Source organism: Pseudomonas sp. PS02303, assembly GCF_029959925.1.
Lineage (GTDB): Bacteria > Pseudomonadota > Gammaproteobacteria > Pseudomonadales > Pseudomonadaceae > Aquipseudomonas > Aquipseudomonas mandelii.
In genome coordinates this window covers 1-16,771 of record NZ_JASCOM010000023.1, presented here as the reverse complement: position 1 = coordinate 16,771, position 16,771 = coordinate 1, and the positions used below count along the sequence as shown (strand labels likewise).

The following is a 16,771-nucleotide window of genomic DNA, read 5'->3' as shown; positions in this document are numbered from 1 at the left end:
CCGGTGAATGCGCGCCTGGAATTCGCTGGATGAAATTGCTCGCTGAGCGTTTAGGCAGAGCGATTCCGAGCCACTGGTGGGCCATGGAATCGGGAAGTCGAAGCGAACTTCCTGAACAGCTCCGTCACGGTGCAACAGAACAAAATGATCGACATGCCGTGCTCCTTCAGGACCACCGTGCCCTGCACTTTCGAAGCGATGGCAAGATTCAGACGGGCGCCCTTGAACATGACTAAAGTTCTATAGCAATGCGCTGTCAATATTACGACGTAAAAAAATATCATCATCATTGGACATGCCAACTTACTGTTATCAAACGATATATAGATATTCAGAAGAACTACTAGAGCGAAATGTTATTTCAAACTGTATCGCTAGAGAGACAAACGCCACCTACGCTGCTGCATGTGAACATAAAAATTTACGGAACTTTTCCAGGAACGCTATGGCTTGTGTCCGCGAGAAGCATTCGCAACTACATCTATGGTTTTTCACACATTTTCCTTGCTGCTTTTTGCCGCAAGCACACCCGGCTTTTCGGTGAGGGTCTATCAAATGCACAAGCTCTCAAGTACCCGATCCGAACTGGCCGACGCGCTCTTTCGACTTCGCCGCAGTTTTTACTCGTTGGCCGGATTCAGCGGCGTCATCAACGTCATGATGTTGACGCCAGCTATTTATATGCTGCAGGTCTACGATCGGGCCTTGGTCAGTCGTAACGTCACAACATTGACGATGCTGACCTTCCTGGTGATAGGCCTGTTCTTGCTAATGGCCACGCTGGAAATGTTCCGCACCCGCGTGCTGATCCGAGTCGGCAACTGCCTCGACATGGACCTCAATCGACGCATTTTCACCGCAGCATTCGAGCGCAACCTGAGCCGCGCCGGAGGTAATCCGGCCCAGGCCCTGCAAGATCTCGCACAGGTGCGTCAATTTCTCACCGGCAATGGTCTGTTCGCATTCTTTGATGCGCCTTGGACCCCCATCTACCTGCTGGTCGCCTATTTGATCCACCCACTGCTCGGACTGGTCACGCTGATCGGCTCGCTGATTCTGGTGGGCCTGGCTTATCTCACCGAGAAGGCAACGCAAAAGCCACTGGCCGAAGCCAATCAGGCTGCCCTCACCTCCGCCAGCTACGCCAACAACAACCTGCGCAACGCCGAGGTTATCGAGGCCATGGGCATGCTGCCTTCGATCGGCAAGCGCTGGTACCAAAGCCATTTGCACATTCTGGAAATGCAGACCCTGGCTTCCGACCGTGCTGCCCTGATCAGCAGTACCGGGCGCTTCGTGCGCATCACTTTGCAATCGCTGATCCTCGGCGCCGGCGCGTTGCTGGCGATCGAAGGCAAGATCACCCCGGGGATGATGATTGCTTGCTCGATCCTCACCGGCCGCGCGCTGGCCCCGGTTGAACAAGTCATCGCGTCGTGGAAGCAATTGCTTGGCTGCCGTTCGGCCTGGGCCCGGTTGAACGAGATGCTGAACGACTATCCTCGCCGGCCACCGAGCATGTCGCTGCAGCGGCCGCTGGGCATGCTGGCGGTGGAGAATGTGTATGCCGGTGCGCCCGGCACCAGCAACACGATTCTGCGCGGAGTGAGCTTCAACCTTTCCCCCGGCGAAAGCCTTGGCATTATCGGTCCATCCGCCTCGGGCAAATCCACCCTCGCTCGTCTGTTGGTTGGCGTTTGGCCGGCGCAGGCCGGCAAGGTGCGCCTGGACGGCGCGGACATATTCACCTGGAACAAGGGCGAACTTGGCCCCTGGCTCGGTTACCTGCCACAGGACGTGGAGCTGTTCGAGGGCACCATCGCCGACAACATTGCGCGCTTTGGCGAAGTGGACAGCGATGCGGTCATACGCGCCGCCAGGACGACTGGAGTGCACGAGATGATCCTGCGTTTGGCGCAGGGTTATGAGACCCGTCTGGGCACCGATGGCAGCCCGCTGTCCGGAGGCCAGAAGCAACGCATCGCCTTGGCTCGCGCGCTGTATGGAGAACCCAATCTGATTGTGCTGGACGAGCCGAACGCCAACCTCGACGACGTCGGTGAAAAGGGCTTGGTCGAGGCGCTGGCTCAACTGAAAAACCGCGGCGCCACCGTCATTCTGATTTCCCACCGTCCCAATGTGCTCTGCGCCGTCGATAAGGTGCTGATGCTGCGCGACGGCGGTGTGCAGATGCTCGGTACTCGCGATGAAGTATTTGCAGCGCTGCGCAAGGCCAGTGTGATGCCTGCAGGCGCATCGACTCCGCTGGCCTCCGTCAAATCACGGGAGTGACCGATCATGCAAATGAGCCAACACACCGAGATGATTCTCGCCGATCCCAGGAACGTGGTGGATCTGGACGTCGGTAAACCCGTGCGCTGGGGCATGTTGCTGATGCTCGCCGGCTTCGGCGGCTTCCTCCTGTGGTCCTGGCTGGCGCCACTGGATGCCGGCGTGGTCGCGACTGGCACGGTCAAAGTCACCAGCAATCGTAAAGCCGTGCAGCATCTGACCGGCGGCACTGTGGAGGCCATTCTTGTTCGCGAAGGTGATGCAGTGAAAAAAGGCCAGGAGCTGGTCCGCCTCGACTCGCTGCGCGCCGCCTCCGAACAGGGTGCGGTCAGCGCCCAGTACATCGTCAGCAAGACGGTGGAAAACCGTCTGGAAGCGGAACGCGACGGCCGCGACGTGGTGAACTACGACCCTGAACTGCTCAAGCGCTTCGGGAATGACCACCGCCTGGTGGCCGCCATGAATCTGCAACAACGCCTGCTGGACACCCGACGCGCCGGCCTCGCTGGCGAAATCAGCATCCTTCAGGAAAACCTCGCGGCGTCGGCGGTGCAGCTCAAGGGCCTGCAGCAGGTCTATGGCGCCCGCGCCTCGCAGATCGACTTCCTCAACCAGGAACTAAAAGGTACCCGCGTGCTGGCGGCCGAAGGCTATGTGCCACGCAACCGCCTGCTTGAGCTGGAACGCAGCAATTCCGACCTCTCCGCCGGCCAGGCCGAAAACCTCAACAACATCGCCCGCATACGCAGCCAGACCACCGAAATCAAGCTGCGCATCCTTCAGCGCCAGCACGATTACCAGAAGGAAGTCGAATCGCAGCTCACCGACACCGCCAAGGAAAATACCACCCTGGCCGACCGCTTGCGTGCGCTGGACTATGAAGTGACCCACACGGTGATTCGCTCGCCGATCGATGGCATCGTCCATTCACTGAGCATTGCGACCATCGGCGGGATCATTCAGCCCGGCTTCAAAATCATGGAAATCGTTCCGGACAATGAACCGCTGCAGGTTGACGCGATGATTCCGGTACAGGCGATCGACAAGATGGTCCCCGGCCTGGCCGTGGACATTGCGTTTCCGGCCTTCAACCATGCCCAGACGCCCAACATCCCTGGCCGTGTGAAGACAGTCTCCGCCGACCGCCTGCTCGACGAGGAAAGCAAGCAACCGTTCTATCTGGCACAGGTAGAAGTCACTCCCGATGGCATGAGCCAGCTTGGCAGCAATCACATTCGTCCCGGTATGCCCGCCAGCGTCACCATCAAGACCGGCGAGCGCAACTTGATGAGCTATCTTCTCAAACCAATGCTCGAGCGTGTCGACAGCTCGTTCAAGGAACAATGAAATGGACCGTCATTGCCTGATCTTTTGCCTGCTTGCGCTGTCCTTCCCGGTTGGCGCCATGGACCTCAAGCAAGCCTGGGATCTGTTGCAGTACCAAGGCCCCGTCTATCGCGCCGCCGTACATGAAAAAGAGGCCGGCCTGGAAAACCGCGCCATTGGCCAGGCCGGCCTGCTACCGCAGATCAGTGCCTCGGCCTACGACAACAAGGTCAATGGCACCCAGCGCCAGAGCGGCATCGAAAGGGATCTCGACTACGACTCCAAGGGCGCTAACGTGCGCTTGCGCCAGCCGCTGTTCAACAAACAGAAAATGGCCGAGTTCCGCCAGGGTAAACAGCGTGCCGACTATAGCGTCGCGGTGTTCGATGCCAAGAGTCAGGACGCCGCAGTGCGCCTGGCCGAAAGCTATTTCGACGTGCTCCTGGCCAGCGAAACCATCATCCTTGCCAAAGCCAAGTTAAACGCCTTTGACGAGCAACTCGCTTCGGCTAAACGACGCATGGAGTTGGGGGCCGGTACCGTCACCGACATCGACGAGTCGATCGCTCGCCGCGACCTCGCCGCGGTTGAGCTGATCGAAGCGCAGGACAACCTGGTCAACGCGCGCCGCAAGCTTGAGGAATACATCGGAGAATCCCCCGAATCCCTGACCACCTTGCGTCCGACCTTCAATACGCCACCGCTGCTACCGAGCAACCTGCAGGACTGGTTAATCAAGGCTCAGACTGACAGCCCGCTGATCCATGCGCGCCGTCATAGCAGCGACCTCGCTGAAGAAGAAGTGAAGCGCGCCAGGGCTGGCCACTGGCCGACACTTGATTTCGTTGCCGGCTACACCGCGGGCGATAGCCAATCAATCTCCGAGCTGAATCAACGCAACCGCTACGCCTCAATCGGGCTGGAGGCAAACTTCCCGTTGTACAACGGTGGTGGCACTAGCGCGTTGACGCGCCAGGCGAGTGCCAATAGCTATAAGGCCCTGGACGAACTCGACGCTACACGCCAGGAAGTCATCTCCGGTACCACCCGTGAGTATCGCGGCGTAGAGAGCGGCGCCCAACGTATTCGTGCGCTGGAGAGAGCAGTGGAGTCCAACGAACGCTCACTGACTTCGACACGCAAAGGCTTTAAAGAAGGCGGCACCAGCACCAACTCGGACGTTCTCAATGCCGAAGAGCTGCTCTTCGATGCGCGCCACGATTTGTTCGAGGCCAAGCTGCGCTACTTGATGTCGCGCCTGCGCCTGGCCTCTTCGGTCGGCAGTCTGGGCGACGACGATATTGACCACATCAACGACTACCTCGGCCCGGAACTGTTGGTCACCAACTGATTTTCACCTGCGCAGCACTTTTTGAGCAGAGGGTGCGGCAGCGATCTTTATCGACAACCAAAAGTGCCCACACCTGTCCTTAAAATACAAAACGCCCGATGCGGTGCATCGGGCGTTCGGGTGAAACAGGCGTAGCCCTGCTTCAAGACTAGACAATTTACATTTTTATCTGGGGTACACGCTAAAACGCCAGTTTATAGCCGATCAACACCAGCATCGTGGCCAGGCAAGGACGTAGCACTTCGTCGGAGATACGACCGGTCAAGTGGCTGCCCAGGTAAATCCCCGGCAGCGAACCCACCAGCAAGTAACCCAGCACCTGCCAATCCATGTTGCCCATGCTGGCATGGCCCAGGCCGGCGACCAGGGTCAATGGCACGGCGTGGGCGATTTCCGTGCCGACGAGGCGGCGTGTCGGCAGCAACGGATAGAGGATGAACAGCGCTACGGTGCCGAGGGCGCCGGCACCGATGGAGGTCAGTGCGACCATGGTGCCCAGGACCAGACCGGTGATGACCGTCAACACATTCAGGCGCGAACCGCTGGGGTTGTAATGGCCGCCAGCCCGTTTGTGGGCGAAGTCGAGCAGGCGTTTTTTGAAGAAAATCGCCAGGGCCGTGGCAAACAGAACGAAGCCGAGGGCTTGTTTGATAACGGCATTCATCGCGTCGGGAGAAGTCTGCAAACTGCTCAGGAACCACAACGTCAACGCTACTGCCGGTACGCTGCCGAGGGTCAGCCAACCGGTGATCGCCCAGTCGATATTGTTGTTCTTGCGATGAACCAGCACACCGCTGGATTTGGTAATGGCCGCGTACAGCAAGTCGGTGCCCACCGCCGTGGCCGGATTGATACCGAACCACAGCAGAATCGGGGTCATCAAAGACCCACCGCCTACCCCGGTCATGCCGACGATAAAGCCGACGACCAACCCTGCCACCACCAACCCGAAGTTAACGAAATCCATTAACACGCCCGCAATAAAACGCATGGAAAAACTGGACCGCAGCATAGCGATTTTTCTTATAACCAGTTATATCGATGCGAACTATCGTTATTCCACAACTTACTACTTTTCCTATTTACTCAACCCCCCTGTGGGAGCGAGCCTGCTCGCGATGGCGATGTTTCAGTCACGTGATATTGAATGTGCCAACGCTATCGCGAGCAGGCTCGCGCCTACAGGGGGATCTGCTGTGTCAGTGAGTGCGGTGGGGTTGATTTACTGCACGGGCAGGAAATTCAAAAACAGCAAGCTCTGCGCGTAGTTCAGGCCGATCCGCCGATAACGCTCGTCCAGCATCTGCGTCAGCAGATCCAGCCGCGCGACGATCTTGCCGAACTCCACGGCAAAACTCAGGTTGCTGCCCTCCTCCGAAATTTCGTTGGAGAACAGCAAGGGCTCGCCGTTTTTGTTTTGCCGCTGGCTCAGGATCCAGGTGGCTTTCTCGATGTTGCGAGCGGCGTTGTTGACGAAGGTCGGGTTGATCGCATCGGTCATATAGAACTCGAGACGGTTGCCGTGAGCGGTGACCAGCATGCTGCCGATGGCGTAGATGAAGGCGCCGACCCGGTCGCCGAGAAACTCCGGGCTCATGGCGTAGCTCAGCGCCGCGAGGTCCTTCTTGCCACCGAGGGTCGGCAGCGGCTGCTGTTGTTCGATGGCCAGGCGCACTTGTTTACCGGCGGTGCGGGCGTCGAGGAAGCCGGATTTTTTCAACTCGTCCGGGTTACGCAGGTAGAGCTTGCTCATCAGCAAGTAGAGGCTGTCGAGGTTGTCGCGCATCGCCAGGGTCGCCATGCGGTCGACGCTGGTCTGGAGGAATTCCTGAGGCGTGCCTTCGCGGAACTGGCTGACGATGTCGCTGCCCTGTTGCTGGCTGCAACCGCTGGCGAAGAGCATCGACAGGCTGGCCAGCAGCAGGCATCGGCGCCGTAGAAGTGAAGCGAAGAAGGGTAAAACTCGAGCCATGGGTGCTTGAACTTGGGCATTGGCCGACGGAGGGGATCGCCGCAGGCTGGCCAAGGATAGAGCCGCCAAAGCTGAAAAAGTGCAGTGCCGATGGTCCGTAAACCCTGGCCTCCATAACGAACACCGACACATTAGTCATACTTTTAATTGCAACGCTTCACATATCAGCTATAAATCCTTCCTTGATCGACGATCAAAATCGGTTATTAGTATGACTACATTCCAAAAACAACAAAAAGGAAGGTCAACCATGCTGCACTCCCGACACCTGCTCTCCGGCCTCGGACTGTCCCTGATGATCGCCACTCTCCCCACTCAAGCGGCTGGCCTGTCCAGCGAACACAAAGCCTTCGGCAAGACCAACGACGGCACACCCGTCGAGCAATACGTCTTGCGCAACAGCCATGGCCTGCAAGCCACGATCATTACCTACGGCGGCATTTTGCAGTCGCTGAAGGTGCCGGACAAAAACGGCAAGCTCGACGACGTGGTGCTGGGTTTTGACGATGTCCAGGGCTATCAGAGCGGCACCGCTTACTTTGGCGCGACCATCGGGCGTTTCGGCAATCGCCTGGCGAACGGCGCGTTCGAACTGGACGGCAAACGCTATCAGGTGCCGCTCAACGACGGCTCCAACTCGCTGCACGGCGGCCCGCAGGGGTTTGACAAGCACGTGTGGAAAGCTCAGCCGAGCAAAGGCAAGGATTCGGTGGGCGTTACCCTGACCTATCTGTCGGCGGACGGCGAAATGGGCTTCCCCGGCAACCTCAAGACCGAGGTCACTTACAGCCTCACCGAGAACAATGAACTGCGCATCGACTACAAGGCCAGCACTGATAAACCGACCGTACTGAACCTGACCAATCACAGCTATTTCAACCTCGCCGGCGCGGGCAACGGGGATGTTCTGAAACAGCTCGTCACCCTGCATTCGACCCATTACACGCCGGTCACCGCCAAACTGATTCCGACCGGCGAACTGGCCCCGGTCGCGGGTACGCCGATGGACTTCACACAACCCACCGCCATCGGCAAAAACATCAAGGCCGATCACCCGCAACTGAAATTCGCCGAGCCGAAACAGGGCGGCTTTGACTTCAACTGGGCCCTGGACGCCAAGGGTGATGTGGGCAAGCTGGCGGCCGATGTCAACGACCCACTCTCCGGGCGCCGCTTGCAGCTCTACACCACCGAACCCGGCGTGCAGTTCTACACCAGCAACTTCCTCGATGGCACGGTCAAGGGCAAGGGCGGCAAGGTTTATCCGCATTGGGGCGCGTTTACCCTCGAGACCCAGCACTACCCGGACTCACCGAACCAGCCGAACTTCCCGTCCACCCGACTTGACCCGGGCAAGACCTATACCCAGAGCACTGTGCTGAAGTTTTCGGCCCACTAAACATCCCCCCACAATCAAGCAGCTGCCGAGCAGCTGCTACACGTCCACGGAACCACCGGGGTATTCTGCTGCCAACTGGAGAGTATCTATCGATTCGAAAAAGGAGGTTTTCATGCGGACCCTCGAACTGGCCGGCGTCGACGTACCGGTCATCGGTCAAGGCACCTGGCGCATGGGCGAAGATCCCTCGCAACACAACAAGGAAGTCGCCGCGCTGCGCCTGGGCATCGAGCTGGGCATGACCCTGATTGACACCGCCGAGATGTATGCCGAAGGCGGCGCGGAGGAAGTGGTGGGTGAAGCCATAACAGGCCTGCGCGACAAGGTCTTCCTGGTCAGCAAGGTCTACCCGCACAACGCCAGCCGCAAAGGCATCCCCCAGGCCTGCGAACGCAGCCTGCGGCGCTTGAACACCGATTACATCGATTTATACCTGCTGCATTGGCGCGGCCAGTATCCGCTCGAGGAAACCGTCGCAGCCTTCGAACGCCTGCGAGAAGATGGCAAAATCGGCCGTTGGGGCGTGTCCAATTTCGACGTTGACGACCTGGAGGAATTGAACTCACCGGCCTGCGCTACCAACCAGGTGCTGTACAACCTGGAAGAGCGCGGCATCGAATTTGATCTTCTGCCCTGGTGTCAACAGCATCAGCAGCCGTTGATGGCATACTGTCCCATCGGTCAGGGAGGAACGATGCTGACCCATCCGGCGCTCAGGCAGATTGCCGCCCGTCACGCCGCGACGCCGGCTCAGATAGCACTGGCATGGATTCTGCGACAGACAAGCGTGATCGCCATCCCCAAAGCGGTCGCTCCTGAACATGTGCAACTGAATGCGCAGGCCGCACAACTGCGGCTCGACGGCGAGGACTTGAAGGCGCTGGACCACGCGTTTCACGCGCCACAACGCAAGCACCGGTTGGCCATGGTCTGAGCCATCGCGGTACTGTCAGAGGGCTTCTGCATGAGAAGCACTGATCAGCTCGACGACTTCAATTTGCCACGCTTTGTGCAAGCACAAGACCCCGTGTTCGAGTGGGTCCGGGAAGAGTTGAAAGCCGGCCGCAAGCGCCGGCACTGGATGTGGTTCGTTTTTCCGCAGTTCGCCGGATTGGGCGGTAGCCAGATGTCTCGACATTACGCGATCCGCTCCCGCGAGGAAGCCGTGGCCTACCTTGAGCATCCAACGCTGGGCGCTCGACTGCGAACCTGCACTCAATTGGTCCTGGACATCAAACAACGCTCGATCGCCGAGATTTTCGGACACCCCGACAACCTCAAGTTTCACTCGTCGATGACCCTGTTCGCCCAAATCGCCCCCAAGGGCAGCGTGTTCCATAAGGCACTGGATCAATACTTTCACGGCATACGGGATGACTGGACGCTGCAGCTGCTGGACTCAAAACAAGCCCAGTTGCCCACCAATCAAGGTTGAAAAGTCGTCGTCCACGAAGGGCAGAATCGCATCCGCCACCGGTTGCAATTGCCGGGTGACGTAATGGTCGTAGTCGATGGGCGCGCTGCGAATCTCCAGCGGTTCGGGCCCGGCGACGCTGATCACGTAGCTGATCCAGCCGCCGTTCTGGTATTGCCGGGGGCGGCCCTGCTGGTCGTTGTAGTCATCGGCGATCCGCGCCGCACGGACGTGGGGCGGCACGTTGCGTTCATAGTCATCCAGAGTACGGCGCAGGCGCTTGCGGTAGATCAGGCGGTCGTCGAACTCGCCGGCCAGGGTCTTGCGCACGTAGTCGCGCACGTAATCCTGATACGGCTGGCGATGGAAAATCCGTGAGTACAGTTCCTGCTGGAATTGCCGGGCCAGCGGCGACCAGTCGGTGCGCACGGTTTCCAGGCCCTTGTAGACCATTTCGTCAGTGCCATCGGCGCGGGTGACCAGCCCGGCGTAACGCTTCTTGCTGCCCTCCTCGGCGCCACGAATCGTCGGCATCAGAAAGCGTTTGTAGTGGGTCTCGAACTGCAATTCCAGGGCGCTTTCCAGCCCGTATTCCTGTTGCACATGTTCGCGCCACCATTGGTTGACGTGGTCCACCAGCGCGCGGCCGATCTGCGCGGCCTCTTCCTGGCCGTGGGCACGACGCAGCCAGACGAACGTCGAATCGGTGTCGCCGTAAATCACCGTGTGCCCCTGGGCTTCGATCAGCTGCCGGGTGCGCAGCATGATCTCGTGGCCGCGCAAGGTGATGGACGACGCCAGGCGCGTATCGAAGAAGCGACAGCCGCTGGAACCGAGCACTCCATAGAAGGCGTTCATGATGATCTTCAGCGCTTGCGACAACGGCGCGTTGTGCTCGCGCTTGGCGGTCTCGCGGCCTTCGGCTACCCGCGCGACGATCGCCGGCAGGCAATGCCGGGTCCTGGAAAAACGCGCACCGCGAAAACCCGGCACAGACTCGCTGTCTTCGGGATGCTGCAAGCCTTCGATCAGCCCGACCGGATCAATCAGGAAAGTGCGGATAATCGACGGATAGAGGCTTTTGTAGTCGAGTACCAGCACCGACTCGTACAGGCCCGGCTGCGAATCCATGACAAAACCGCCGGGGCTGGCCTGCGCGGGCTTGTTGCCCAGATTCGGCGCCACGAAACCCTGTCGGTGCATCAGCGGCATGTACAGGTGGGTGAACGCCGCCACCGAACCGCCACTGCGGTCCGCCGGCAAACCGGTGACGCTGGCCCGTTCCAGGAGGAAGGTCAGCAGCTCGGTCTTGGCGAAAATCCGCGTCACCAGCTCGCAGTCCTTGAGGTTGTACGTGGCGAGTGCCGGCTTGTCCTCGACGAACATGCGGTTGATTTCGTCCATGCGCTGGTACGGCGTGCTGATCGCCTTGCCCTCGCCGAGCAGGGTTTGCGCGACGTTTTCCAGGCTGAACGAGGGGAAGCTCCAGGTCGCCGAGCGCAGGGATTCGATGCCGTCGATGATCAACCGGCCGGCGGCGGAGGCGAAGTAATGGTTGCGGCTGCCGTGTTCGCGCCACTGCATTTCTTCGCCGCCACGCCCCAGTTTCAGCGGTACACCCAACTGACGGGCGTGCTGGTGCAGCACGCGCAGGTCGAACTGCACGACGTTCCAGCCAATGATCGCGTCGGGGTCATGGCGGGCGAACCATTCGTTGAGCTTTTTCAGCAGGACGGTTCGGGAGTCGCAGTAGTCGAGCTGGAAATCCACCGCGCTGTCATCGCCATTGGGCGGACCAAGCATGTAGACCTGGCGCTCGCCACAGCCTTCCAGGGCAATGGAATACAACTCGCCCTGAGCCGTGGTTTCGATGTCCAGGGACACCAGCCTGAGGTTGGGCCGGTAGTCGGGAGCGGGTTTCATCTGCGCGTCGAGCAGCAGGCCTTCGGACCCTGGCGTGCCACCAAAAAGGACCGGCGCGGTGATGAAGCGCTCCATCATGTAGCGTTCCGGCGGGCGCACGTCGGCTTCGAACATCTCGACGCCGGCTTTGCGCAGCGCGGTTTCCAGGCGCATCAACTGACCATGTTGCTGGCAATACAGGCCGAGCACCGGGCGGTGCTCGAAATCCTGAAGGGCCAATGGCTTGAGCTCGACATTTTTTTCGCCGCGCAAAACAGCCTCGGCTTGCTCGCGCCGGGCCGCCGGGATAAATGCCACCGACGGTTGATGTGGCAGACGGATACGTTGGGGACCGGCGTCGGTCGCCAGCCAGAACTCGACTTGCGTACCGGCCGGGGTGTCGCGCCAATGCCGGGTCAGGACGAAGCCCTGCTGTAAATCCACCACTGCAACCTCAAGATTTGATTCAAGCGGCAATTCTACGCGTCATCGCGGGGGATAGCCCTCTCTGAGCTGAATGCAACCCCTTTGGGAGCGAGCTTGCTCGCGATGGCGGTGCATCCGTCGCCGCTTGTATTGGCTGACCCTGCGCTATCGCAAGCAAGCTCACTCCCACAGGGGGCTGAGATCAGCCCATGGATCAGCGAAAAACTTCCGGTTAACCGAAAAAAATCCGTCGAATGACGTTTTTTGCGCGTTATCTGCCGCTTTCCGCCTTGCCCTCGGCGCCTGGGTCTACGATTCTTCAATAACAACGACAACACCTGAGAAGCCATCATGAAAACCGTCGCCCAACTGCTCAAGTTGAAAGATCAGAAAAATCAGGAAGTGCACCAGATCAAACCCGATCACATGGTGCTCGAAGCCCTGATGAAGATGGCCGAAAAAAACGTCGGCGCCTTGTTGGTGGTGGAGAATGACGAAGTGCTGGGGATCATCAGCGAGCGGGACTACGCGCGCAAACTGGTGCTGCATGGCCGTTCTTCGGTGGGCACGCCGGTTCGCGACATCATGGTGTCGCCGGTGATCACCGTGGACACCCATCAAACCGTTGATACCTGCCTGGGCATCATGTCCGACAGACGCCTGCGCCACCTGCCTGTGGTGGAAAACGGCAAGTTGATCGGCTTGCTGTCGATCGGTGACCTGGTCAAGGAAGCCATCGCCGAACAGGCTGAATTGATTCGCCAGTTGGAGCAGTACATTCGCGGCGAGTGACTCTGAAATTACGCAGTTCCCCTGTGGGAGCGAGCAGGCTCGCTTCCACTTTTGATTTGCCTGGTTTTCAGGTTGGCCAATGCCGGGCGAAAACCGGTGCCAGCGTCGGGTGGCGGTCGATTCGCGTCAGCCACGCATAAAAACCGGGTCGGGCATTGCGCAGATGCTCACGACTGCCCGCCCATCGCGTCACCACCGCCGCCAGCACATCCAGCGCCCCAGGCGTCTCGTCGTCCAGGTACAACTCGCCCGAGAACTGATCGGCAAACACCTCCCAACTCCAGTGCAACCGTCGACGGGCGCCGGCCATGAGGTTTTCCATGGCCGATTGATTCGGCTCGATCAGCCAGCGCTCGGGGTAATCGATGATGCCGATGGCCGCATAGCAATTGCTGACGATGTACACCAGGCCCCGGATCGCTTGATCACGCTCGGCGGGCGTGTTCGACAGCAGGTTTGACTCGGGAAACGCGAGCCCCAGATGAATCAGGATCGCCGCGCTTTCGGTGAGGACGCTGCCGTCGGGCAATTGCAAGGTGGGAATCTGCTTGAGCGGGTTGAGTTTCTCCAGGGCTTTGGCAGCCTCCGCAGACGACTCGACGTCGATAAAGCGATAAGGGATTTCACAGAGTTCGAGGGCGGCCTCTATCGCGGCGGCGCCGGAGTTCTGGTGTCCGTAGAGCTGGTACATAAGCACCCCCCTTCAAGAGTGTCTCTTTGTAGCATCTGATACTGACCATGCTGGAAAATTTCTTTTTATGCCACTGCATCCAAATCGCTTTCCGATGGGTAGTACCAGTAGCAGCCCCTGAGGCTGCCGAGCAGATTACTCATTTACGGAGCGCTATTCATGAATGCCAAACAGCTGATTTGCCTTGCCGGTTTGTTCGTCGCGGGCCCAATGGCCTACGCCCAGTCAGGTCTGCCCGACAGTATCAAGGTCCCGGACGGGCACAAGGTCGCCCTGGAAACCACCGGTGTCGGCGAGATCACTTACGAATGCCGTGACAAGGTCAATGCCGCCGGCCAGACCGAATGGTTCTTTGTCGGCCCCAAAGCGGTACTCAATGATCGCAGCGGCAAACAGGTCGGCACCTATTTCGGACCGCCCGCCACCTGGCAGGCGAAAGACGGTTCGAAAGTCACCGGCACTCAACTGGCTGTCGCGCCTTCGAGTCCGGGCAACCTGCCCTATCAATTGGTCAAGGCCAACCCGGCCGAAGGAAAAGGCGCAATGACCGGCGTCAGCTACATCCAGCGCGTCGCCCTCAAAGGTGGCGTGGCTCCGAGCGCTGAATGCTCGGCGGCCAACAAGGGCAAGCAAGAAATAGTGAAGTACCAGGCGGATTACATTTTTTGGGCGGCCAACTGAAACCAGACCTGCGGGAAATTGGTCTACGCTGCTCAGCATTGGCCCCGGTCCGATGGCCCGGGGCTGCTGCCCATTATTGACGGCTGAACTCAGTGTCCTTACCCGAAACTCTTTTCGATTACGAAGCCCATATCGCCGCCTGCGCTCGCGGTGAGCGTCAGGCCCTGCGTGATTTGTATGTGCAGGAGAGTCCGCGCCTGCTGGGCGTTGCCAAACGCCTGGTGCGTGACACTGCGCTGGCGGAAGACATCGTCCACGATGCCTTCATCAAGATATGGAATGGCGCCGCGCAGTTCGACCCGGCGCGAGGGTCGGCGCGGGGGTGGATATTCAGTTTGACGCGGCATCTGGCCCTGAATTTCATCCGTGACAACAGCCGCGAGATTCAAGGTGATTTCGATGGGGTGGACGACACGGCAACCTTCGATGCCCAGGCTCATTCCGGGCGCATTCATCAATGCCTGGAGCAACTGGAGCCTGCAAGGCGCGCCTGTATCCTGCATGCCTACGTCGACGGGTATTCTCATACTGAAATCTCACACAAACTCGGCACCCCGCTGGGCACCGTCAAAGCCTGGATCAAGCGGAGCCTGACGGCACTGCGGGAGTGCATGGGATGATCAGCAAACCGACGAATGAAACCCCGGAAGAACTCGACGAACTGGCCAGCGAATATGTGTTGGGCACCCTGTCCGCAGAGCTTCGCACCCAGGTCCGACAGCGCCTGCCCGACGAACCTGAGTTACGGGCCGCCGTCGACGCCTGGGAGCGTCGCCTGCTCGGCCTGACCGATCTGGCAGAACCTCACCCGCCGTCACCCTACCTTTGGCAGCGTATCGAGCGCAGCGTGAACAAGGTGACACGGCCACCGTCGCTCATCGCGGCTCAGTCTTTATCCTGGTGGAATCTGTTGCCGCTCTGGCGCGGGCTCGCTGGTGCAGGGCTGGCGGCCACGTTGCTGCTCGGCGCCTTGATGCTGACGCAAACCACCGTCAAGCCTACCTACCTGGTGGTGTTGGTCGGCCCCCAGGACAAGGCACCTGGCTGGGTGATCCAGGCCAGCAACCCGAGGGAAATCCAGCTGATTCCGCTGGGTGTCATTGAGGTCCCGGCCGACAAGGCGCTCGAGTTCTGGACCAAGGCCGATGACTGGCAAGGACCGGTGTCTCTGGGCTTGGTCAAACCGGGACAGACCCTATCGATTCCGCTCGACAAATTGCCGCCACTGCAACCCAATCAACTGTTCGAGCTGACCCTGGAAAATCCGCAGGGCTCACCGATCGGCAAGCCGACCGGGCCGATTCAATTCATCGGTCGGGCAGTGAAAGTCATCTGAGCGCGATCAACCGAGCGCCGCGATCAACTCCGCCGTCGTGACAATCGAGTGGGCATACGTCGGTCCATTGATCTCATGCGCGGCGTGCATGGCCTCGGCACTGAACGCGGCCGTGGCGTCGCGCACCAGCGTGACGTGATAGCCCAGTTCGGCGGCGAACCTGGCGGTGCTTTCGATGCACGTATTGGCGAGCATCCCCACCACCACAACCTTGTTGATCCCGTGCTGTTTGAGCAGATAGTCCAGATCGGTGTTGGCAAAACCACTGCCGCCCCAGTGTTCCTTGACGATCACGTCACCGGCCTGTGGCTGGAAATCCGGGTGCCATTCCCCGCCCCAGGTTCCGGCGGCAAATACTTGCGCACGGCTGGCGCTTTGTTGATAGGGAGTGGGGTGTTTCCAGTGCGCCAGTTCATCGGGCTCGGCGCGGTGATGCGGAACATAGAAAACCTGGATGCCGGCCTTGCGAACAGCCGCCACCACGGTTTTCAGGTTGGCCAGCGTACCGACGCTATCAGCCACCGGTTGAGCGCGGCCATGCAGTTTGCCGCCTTCGCTGAGGAAGTCGTTGTAAGGATCCACCAGCAGCAGGCCGGTGTGCTCGGGAGCATAGGAAGTGGCACTCATGATCGACTCCTCGAAGGCAAAGGCACGCGCCAGCTATCCAGTGTAGAAGCGCCGATCGACCCCGCCGCCGCCATCCGACGACTGAACCATCACGCCCGCGTGAGGGGGATCGTGTCACCTATCAATGCCGTCGATGTTCACCATCACCTCAATGAAGTTCTCTTAAAAACTCCGGGGCGTAACATCGCCTCCATACCAAACAACTACACCCCGGAGCACACCATCATGAAACGCCAAATCCTTCTCAGCATCGCTTTCTCGGTTTTTGCAGTTAACGCTTTCGCCGCTTCTTCTGCTCACCCGGTCGTCGCTGAAGGCGGCTCGGATCGTCTGATTGAAAGCCGCGTGGCTGAAGGTGGTTCCGACCATCTGATCGAAAACCGCGTTGCTGAAGGTGGTTCCGATCGCCTGATCGAAAACCGCGTTGCTGAAGGTGGTTCCGACCGTCTGATCGAAAACCGCGTTGCTGAAGGTGGTTCCGACCGTCTGATCGAAAACCGCGTCGCTGAAGGTGGTTCTGACCGTCTGATCGAAAACCGCGTCGCTGAAGGTGGTTCCGACC

17 protein-coding genes are annotated in these 16,771 nt (G+C 59.5%); 12 read left to right on the top strand and 5 right to left on the bottom strand.

The genetic code is table 11. The features are described from left to right. Positions 1 to 29 precede the first annotated feature (29 nt). The 4 genes from QMX98_RS08905 to QMX98_RS08890 all read left to right on the top strand — a co-directional run bounded on the left by QMX98_RS08905 (position 30) and on the right by QMX98_RS08890 (position 4,969). On the top strand, positions 30 to 236 hold the full coding sequence (locus tag QMX98_RS08905; protein ID WP_146013801.1) for a hypothetical protein: 207 nt from the start codon (positions 30 to 32) through the stop codon (positions 234 to 236). Positions 237 to 555: 319 nt separating this feature from the next. Beyond that, positions 556 to 2,292, top strand: a complete 1,737-nt coding sequence (locus QMX98_RS08900) for a type I secretion system permease/ATPase (RefSeq protein ID WP_010458626.1) — start codon at positions 556 to 558, stop codon at positions 2,290 to 2,292. Positions 2,293 to 2,298: 6 nt separating this feature from the next. Next, positions 2,299 to 3,639, top strand: coding sequence for an HlyD family type I secretion periplasmic adaptor subunit (locus tag QMX98_RS08895; RefSeq protein WP_077750010.1), 1,341 nt, complete (start codon positions 2,299 to 2,301; stop codon positions 3,637 to 3,639). Between the two features lies 1 nt (position 3,640). Continuing rightward, positions 3,641 to 4,969, top strand: a complete 1,329-nt coding sequence (locus tag QMX98_RS08890) for a TolC family outer membrane protein (RefSeq protein ID WP_083377213.1) — start codon at positions 3,641 to 3,643, stop codon at positions 4,967 to 4,969. Positions 4,970 to 5,150: 181 nt separating this feature from the next. Here QMX98_RS08890 and QMX98_RS08885 read toward each other — a convergent pair whose 3' ends face one another. Together QMX98_RS08885 and QMX98_RS08880 are read right to left on the bottom strand one after the other, a co-directional pair. Next, a complete protein-coding gene (locus QMX98_RS08885; RefSeq protein WP_010458623.1) occupies positions 5,151 to 5,936 on the bottom strand; it encodes a sulfite exporter TauE/SafE family protein in 786 nt (261 codons plus the stop codon). 255 nt (positions 5,937 to 6,191) lie between these two features. Further along, positions 6,192 to 6,941: a hypothetical protein gene (locus QMX98_RS08880; protein ID WP_282410582.1), complete on the bottom strand. Its 750-nt coding sequence runs from the start codon at positions 6,939 to 6,941 to the stop codon at positions 6,192 to 6,194. Between the two features lie 250 nt (positions 6,942 to 7,191). On the opposite strand from QMX98_RS08880, the gene QMX98_RS08875 reads away from it, so the two are divergent. The 3 genes from QMX98_RS08875 to QMX98_RS08865 all read left to right on the top strand — a co-directional run bounded on the left by QMX98_RS08875 (position 7,192) and on the right by QMX98_RS08865 (position 9,775). Next, positions 7,192 to 8,340 (top strand): aldose epimerase family protein, encoded by a 1,149-nt coding sequence (locus QMX98_RS08875; protein ID WP_282410581.1) that lies wholly within the window; start codon positions 7,192 to 7,194, stop codon positions 8,338 to 8,340. A 112-nt stretch (positions 8,341 to 8,452) separates the two neighbouring features. Next, positions 8,453 to 9,274, top strand: a complete 822-nt coding sequence (locus QMX98_RS08870; RefSeq protein ID WP_282410580.1) for an aldo/keto reductase — start codon at positions 8,453 to 8,455, stop codon at positions 9,272 to 9,274. 30 nt (positions 9,275 to 9,304) lie between these two features. After that, entirely contained in the window at positions 9,305 to 9,775 is a 471-nt protein-coding gene (locus QMX98_RS08865) for a DUF1810 domain-containing protein (RefSeq protein ID WP_010458619.1), read from the top strand. Here the strand turns inward: QMX98_RS08865 and QMX98_RS08860 are convergent. Next, positions 9,740 to 12,100, bottom strand: coding sequence for a DNA polymerase II (locus tag QMX98_RS08860; protein WP_282410579.1), 2,361 nt, complete (start codon positions 12,098 to 12,100; stop codon positions 9,740 to 9,742). The two genes, QMX98_RS08865 and QMX98_RS08860, sit on opposite strands and share 36 nt — an antisense overlap. Positions 12,101 to 12,433: 333 nt before the next feature. Here QMX98_RS08860 and QMX98_RS08855 point away from each other — a divergent pair, with 333 nt between their 5' ends. Beyond that, positions 12,434 to 12,874 carry a CBS domain-containing protein gene (locus QMX98_RS08855; RefSeq protein ID WP_007944798.1) on the top strand — a complete coding sequence of 147 codons (441 nt, stop codon included), beginning with the start codon at positions 12,434 to 12,436 and terminating at the stop codon, positions 12,872 to 12,874. A gap of 67 nt (positions 12,875 to 12,941) precedes the next feature. Here QMX98_RS08855 and QMX98_RS08850 read toward each other — a convergent pair whose 3' ends face one another. After that, complete coding sequence (locus tag QMX98_RS08850; RefSeq protein ID WP_010458616.1) at positions 12,942 to 13,565, bottom strand: glutathione S-transferase; 624 nt, start codon at positions 13,563 to 13,565, stop codon at positions 12,942 to 12,944. A 159-nt stretch (positions 13,566 to 13,724) separates the two neighbouring features. Here QMX98_RS08850 and QMX98_RS08845 point away from each other — a divergent pair, with 159 nt between their 5' ends. From QMX98_RS08845 to QMX98_RS08835, 3 genes are all read left to right on the top strand, one after another. Then, positions 13,725 to 14,246 (top strand): DUF3455 domain-containing protein, encoded by a 522-nt coding sequence (locus QMX98_RS08845; RefSeq protein ID WP_010458614.1) that lies wholly within the window; start codon positions 13,725 to 13,727, stop codon positions 14,244 to 14,246. A 92-nt stretch (positions 14,247 to 14,338) separates the two neighbouring features. Then, entirely contained in the window at positions 14,339 to 14,866 is a 528-nt protein-coding gene (locus QMX98_RS08840) for a sigma-70 family RNA polymerase sigma factor (protein WP_010458612.1), read from the top strand. After that, positions 14,863 to 15,582 carry an anti-sigma factor gene (locus QMX98_RS08835; protein WP_200668086.1) on the top strand — a complete coding sequence of 240 codons (720 nt, stop codon included), beginning with the start codon at positions 14,863 to 14,865 and terminating at the stop codon, positions 15,580 to 15,582. Before QMX98_RS08840 ends, QMX98_RS08835 begins: the two co-directional genes overlap by 4 nt. Positions 15,583 to 15,588: 6 nt before the next feature. Here the strand turns inward: QMX98_RS08835 and QMX98_RS08830 are convergent, their stop codons facing one another. Further along, positions 15,589 to 16,209 carry an isochorismatase family cysteine hydrolase gene (locus tag QMX98_RS08830; protein ID WP_282410578.1) on the bottom strand — a complete coding sequence of 207 codons (621 nt, stop codon included), beginning with the start codon at positions 16,207 to 16,209 and terminating at the stop codon, positions 15,589 to 15,591. 225 nt (positions 16,210 to 16,434) lie between these two features. Between QMX98_RS08830 and QMX98_RS08825 the strand changes: the two genes are divergently transcribed. Then, positions 16,435 to 16,771, top strand: a 337-nt coding sequence (locus QMX98_RS08825) for a phage infection protein (protein ID WP_282410577.1), incomplete at its 3' end; no start/stop codon positions are given.

What these genes read in the sequence shown, in the direction of transcription:
- QMX98_RS08905 (WP_146013801.1), top strand. Translation starts at nt 30, where the DNA reads ATGAAATTGCTCGCTGAGCGTTTAGGCAGAGCGATTCCGAGCCACTGG.
- QMX98_RS08900 (WP_010458626.1), top strand. Translation starts at nt 556, where the DNA reads ATGCACAAGCTCTCAAGTACCCGATCCGAACTGGCCGACGCGCTCTTT.
- QMX98_RS08895 (WP_077750010.1), top strand. Translation starts at nt 2,299, where the DNA reads ATGCAAATGAGCCAACACACCGAGATGATTCTCGCCGATCCCAGGAAC.
- QMX98_RS08890 (WP_083377213.1), top strand. Translation starts at nt 3,641, where the DNA reads ATGGACCGTCATTGCCTGATCTTTTGCCTGCTTGCGCTGTCCTTCCCG.
- QMX98_RS08885 (WP_010458623.1), bottom strand. Translation starts at nt 5,936, where the DNA reads ATGGATTTCGTTAACTTCGGGTTGGTGGTGGCAGGGTTGGTCGTCGGC.
- QMX98_RS08880 (WP_282410582.1), bottom strand. Translation starts at nt 6,941, where the DNA reads ATGGCTCGAGTTTTACCCTTCTTCGCTTCACTTCTACGGCGCCGATGC.
- QMX98_RS08875 (WP_282410581.1), top strand. Translation starts at nt 7,192, where the DNA reads ATGCTGCACTCCCGACACCTGCTCTCCGGCCTCGGACTGTCCCTGATG.
- QMX98_RS08870 (WP_282410580.1), top strand. Translation starts at nt 8,453, where the DNA reads ATGCGGACCCTCGAACTGGCCGGCGTCGACGTACCGGTCATCGGTCAA.
- QMX98_RS08865 (WP_010458619.1), top strand. Translation starts at nt 9,305, where the DNA reads ATGAGAAGCACTGATCAGCTCGACGACTTCAATTTGCCACGCTTTGTG.
- QMX98_RS08855 (WP_007944798.1), top strand. Translation starts at nt 12,434, where the DNA reads ATGAAAACCGTCGCCCAACTGCTCAAGTTGAAAGATCAGAAAAATCAG.
- QMX98_RS08850 (WP_010458616.1), bottom strand. Translation starts at nt 13,565, where the DNA reads ATGTACCAGCTCTACGGACACCAGAACTCCGGCGCCGCCGCGATAGAG.
- QMX98_RS08845 (WP_010458614.1), top strand. Translation starts at nt 13,725, where the DNA reads ATGAATGCCAAACAGCTGATTTGCCTTGCCGGTTTGTTCGTCGCGGGC.
- QMX98_RS08835 (WP_200668086.1), top strand. Translation starts at nt 14,863, where the DNA reads ATGATCAGCAAACCGACGAATGAAACCCCGGAAGAACTCGACGAACTG.
- QMX98_RS08830 (WP_282410578.1), bottom strand. Translation starts at nt 16,209, where the DNA reads ATGAGTGCCACTTCCTATGCTCCCGAGCACACCGGCCTGCTGCTGGTG.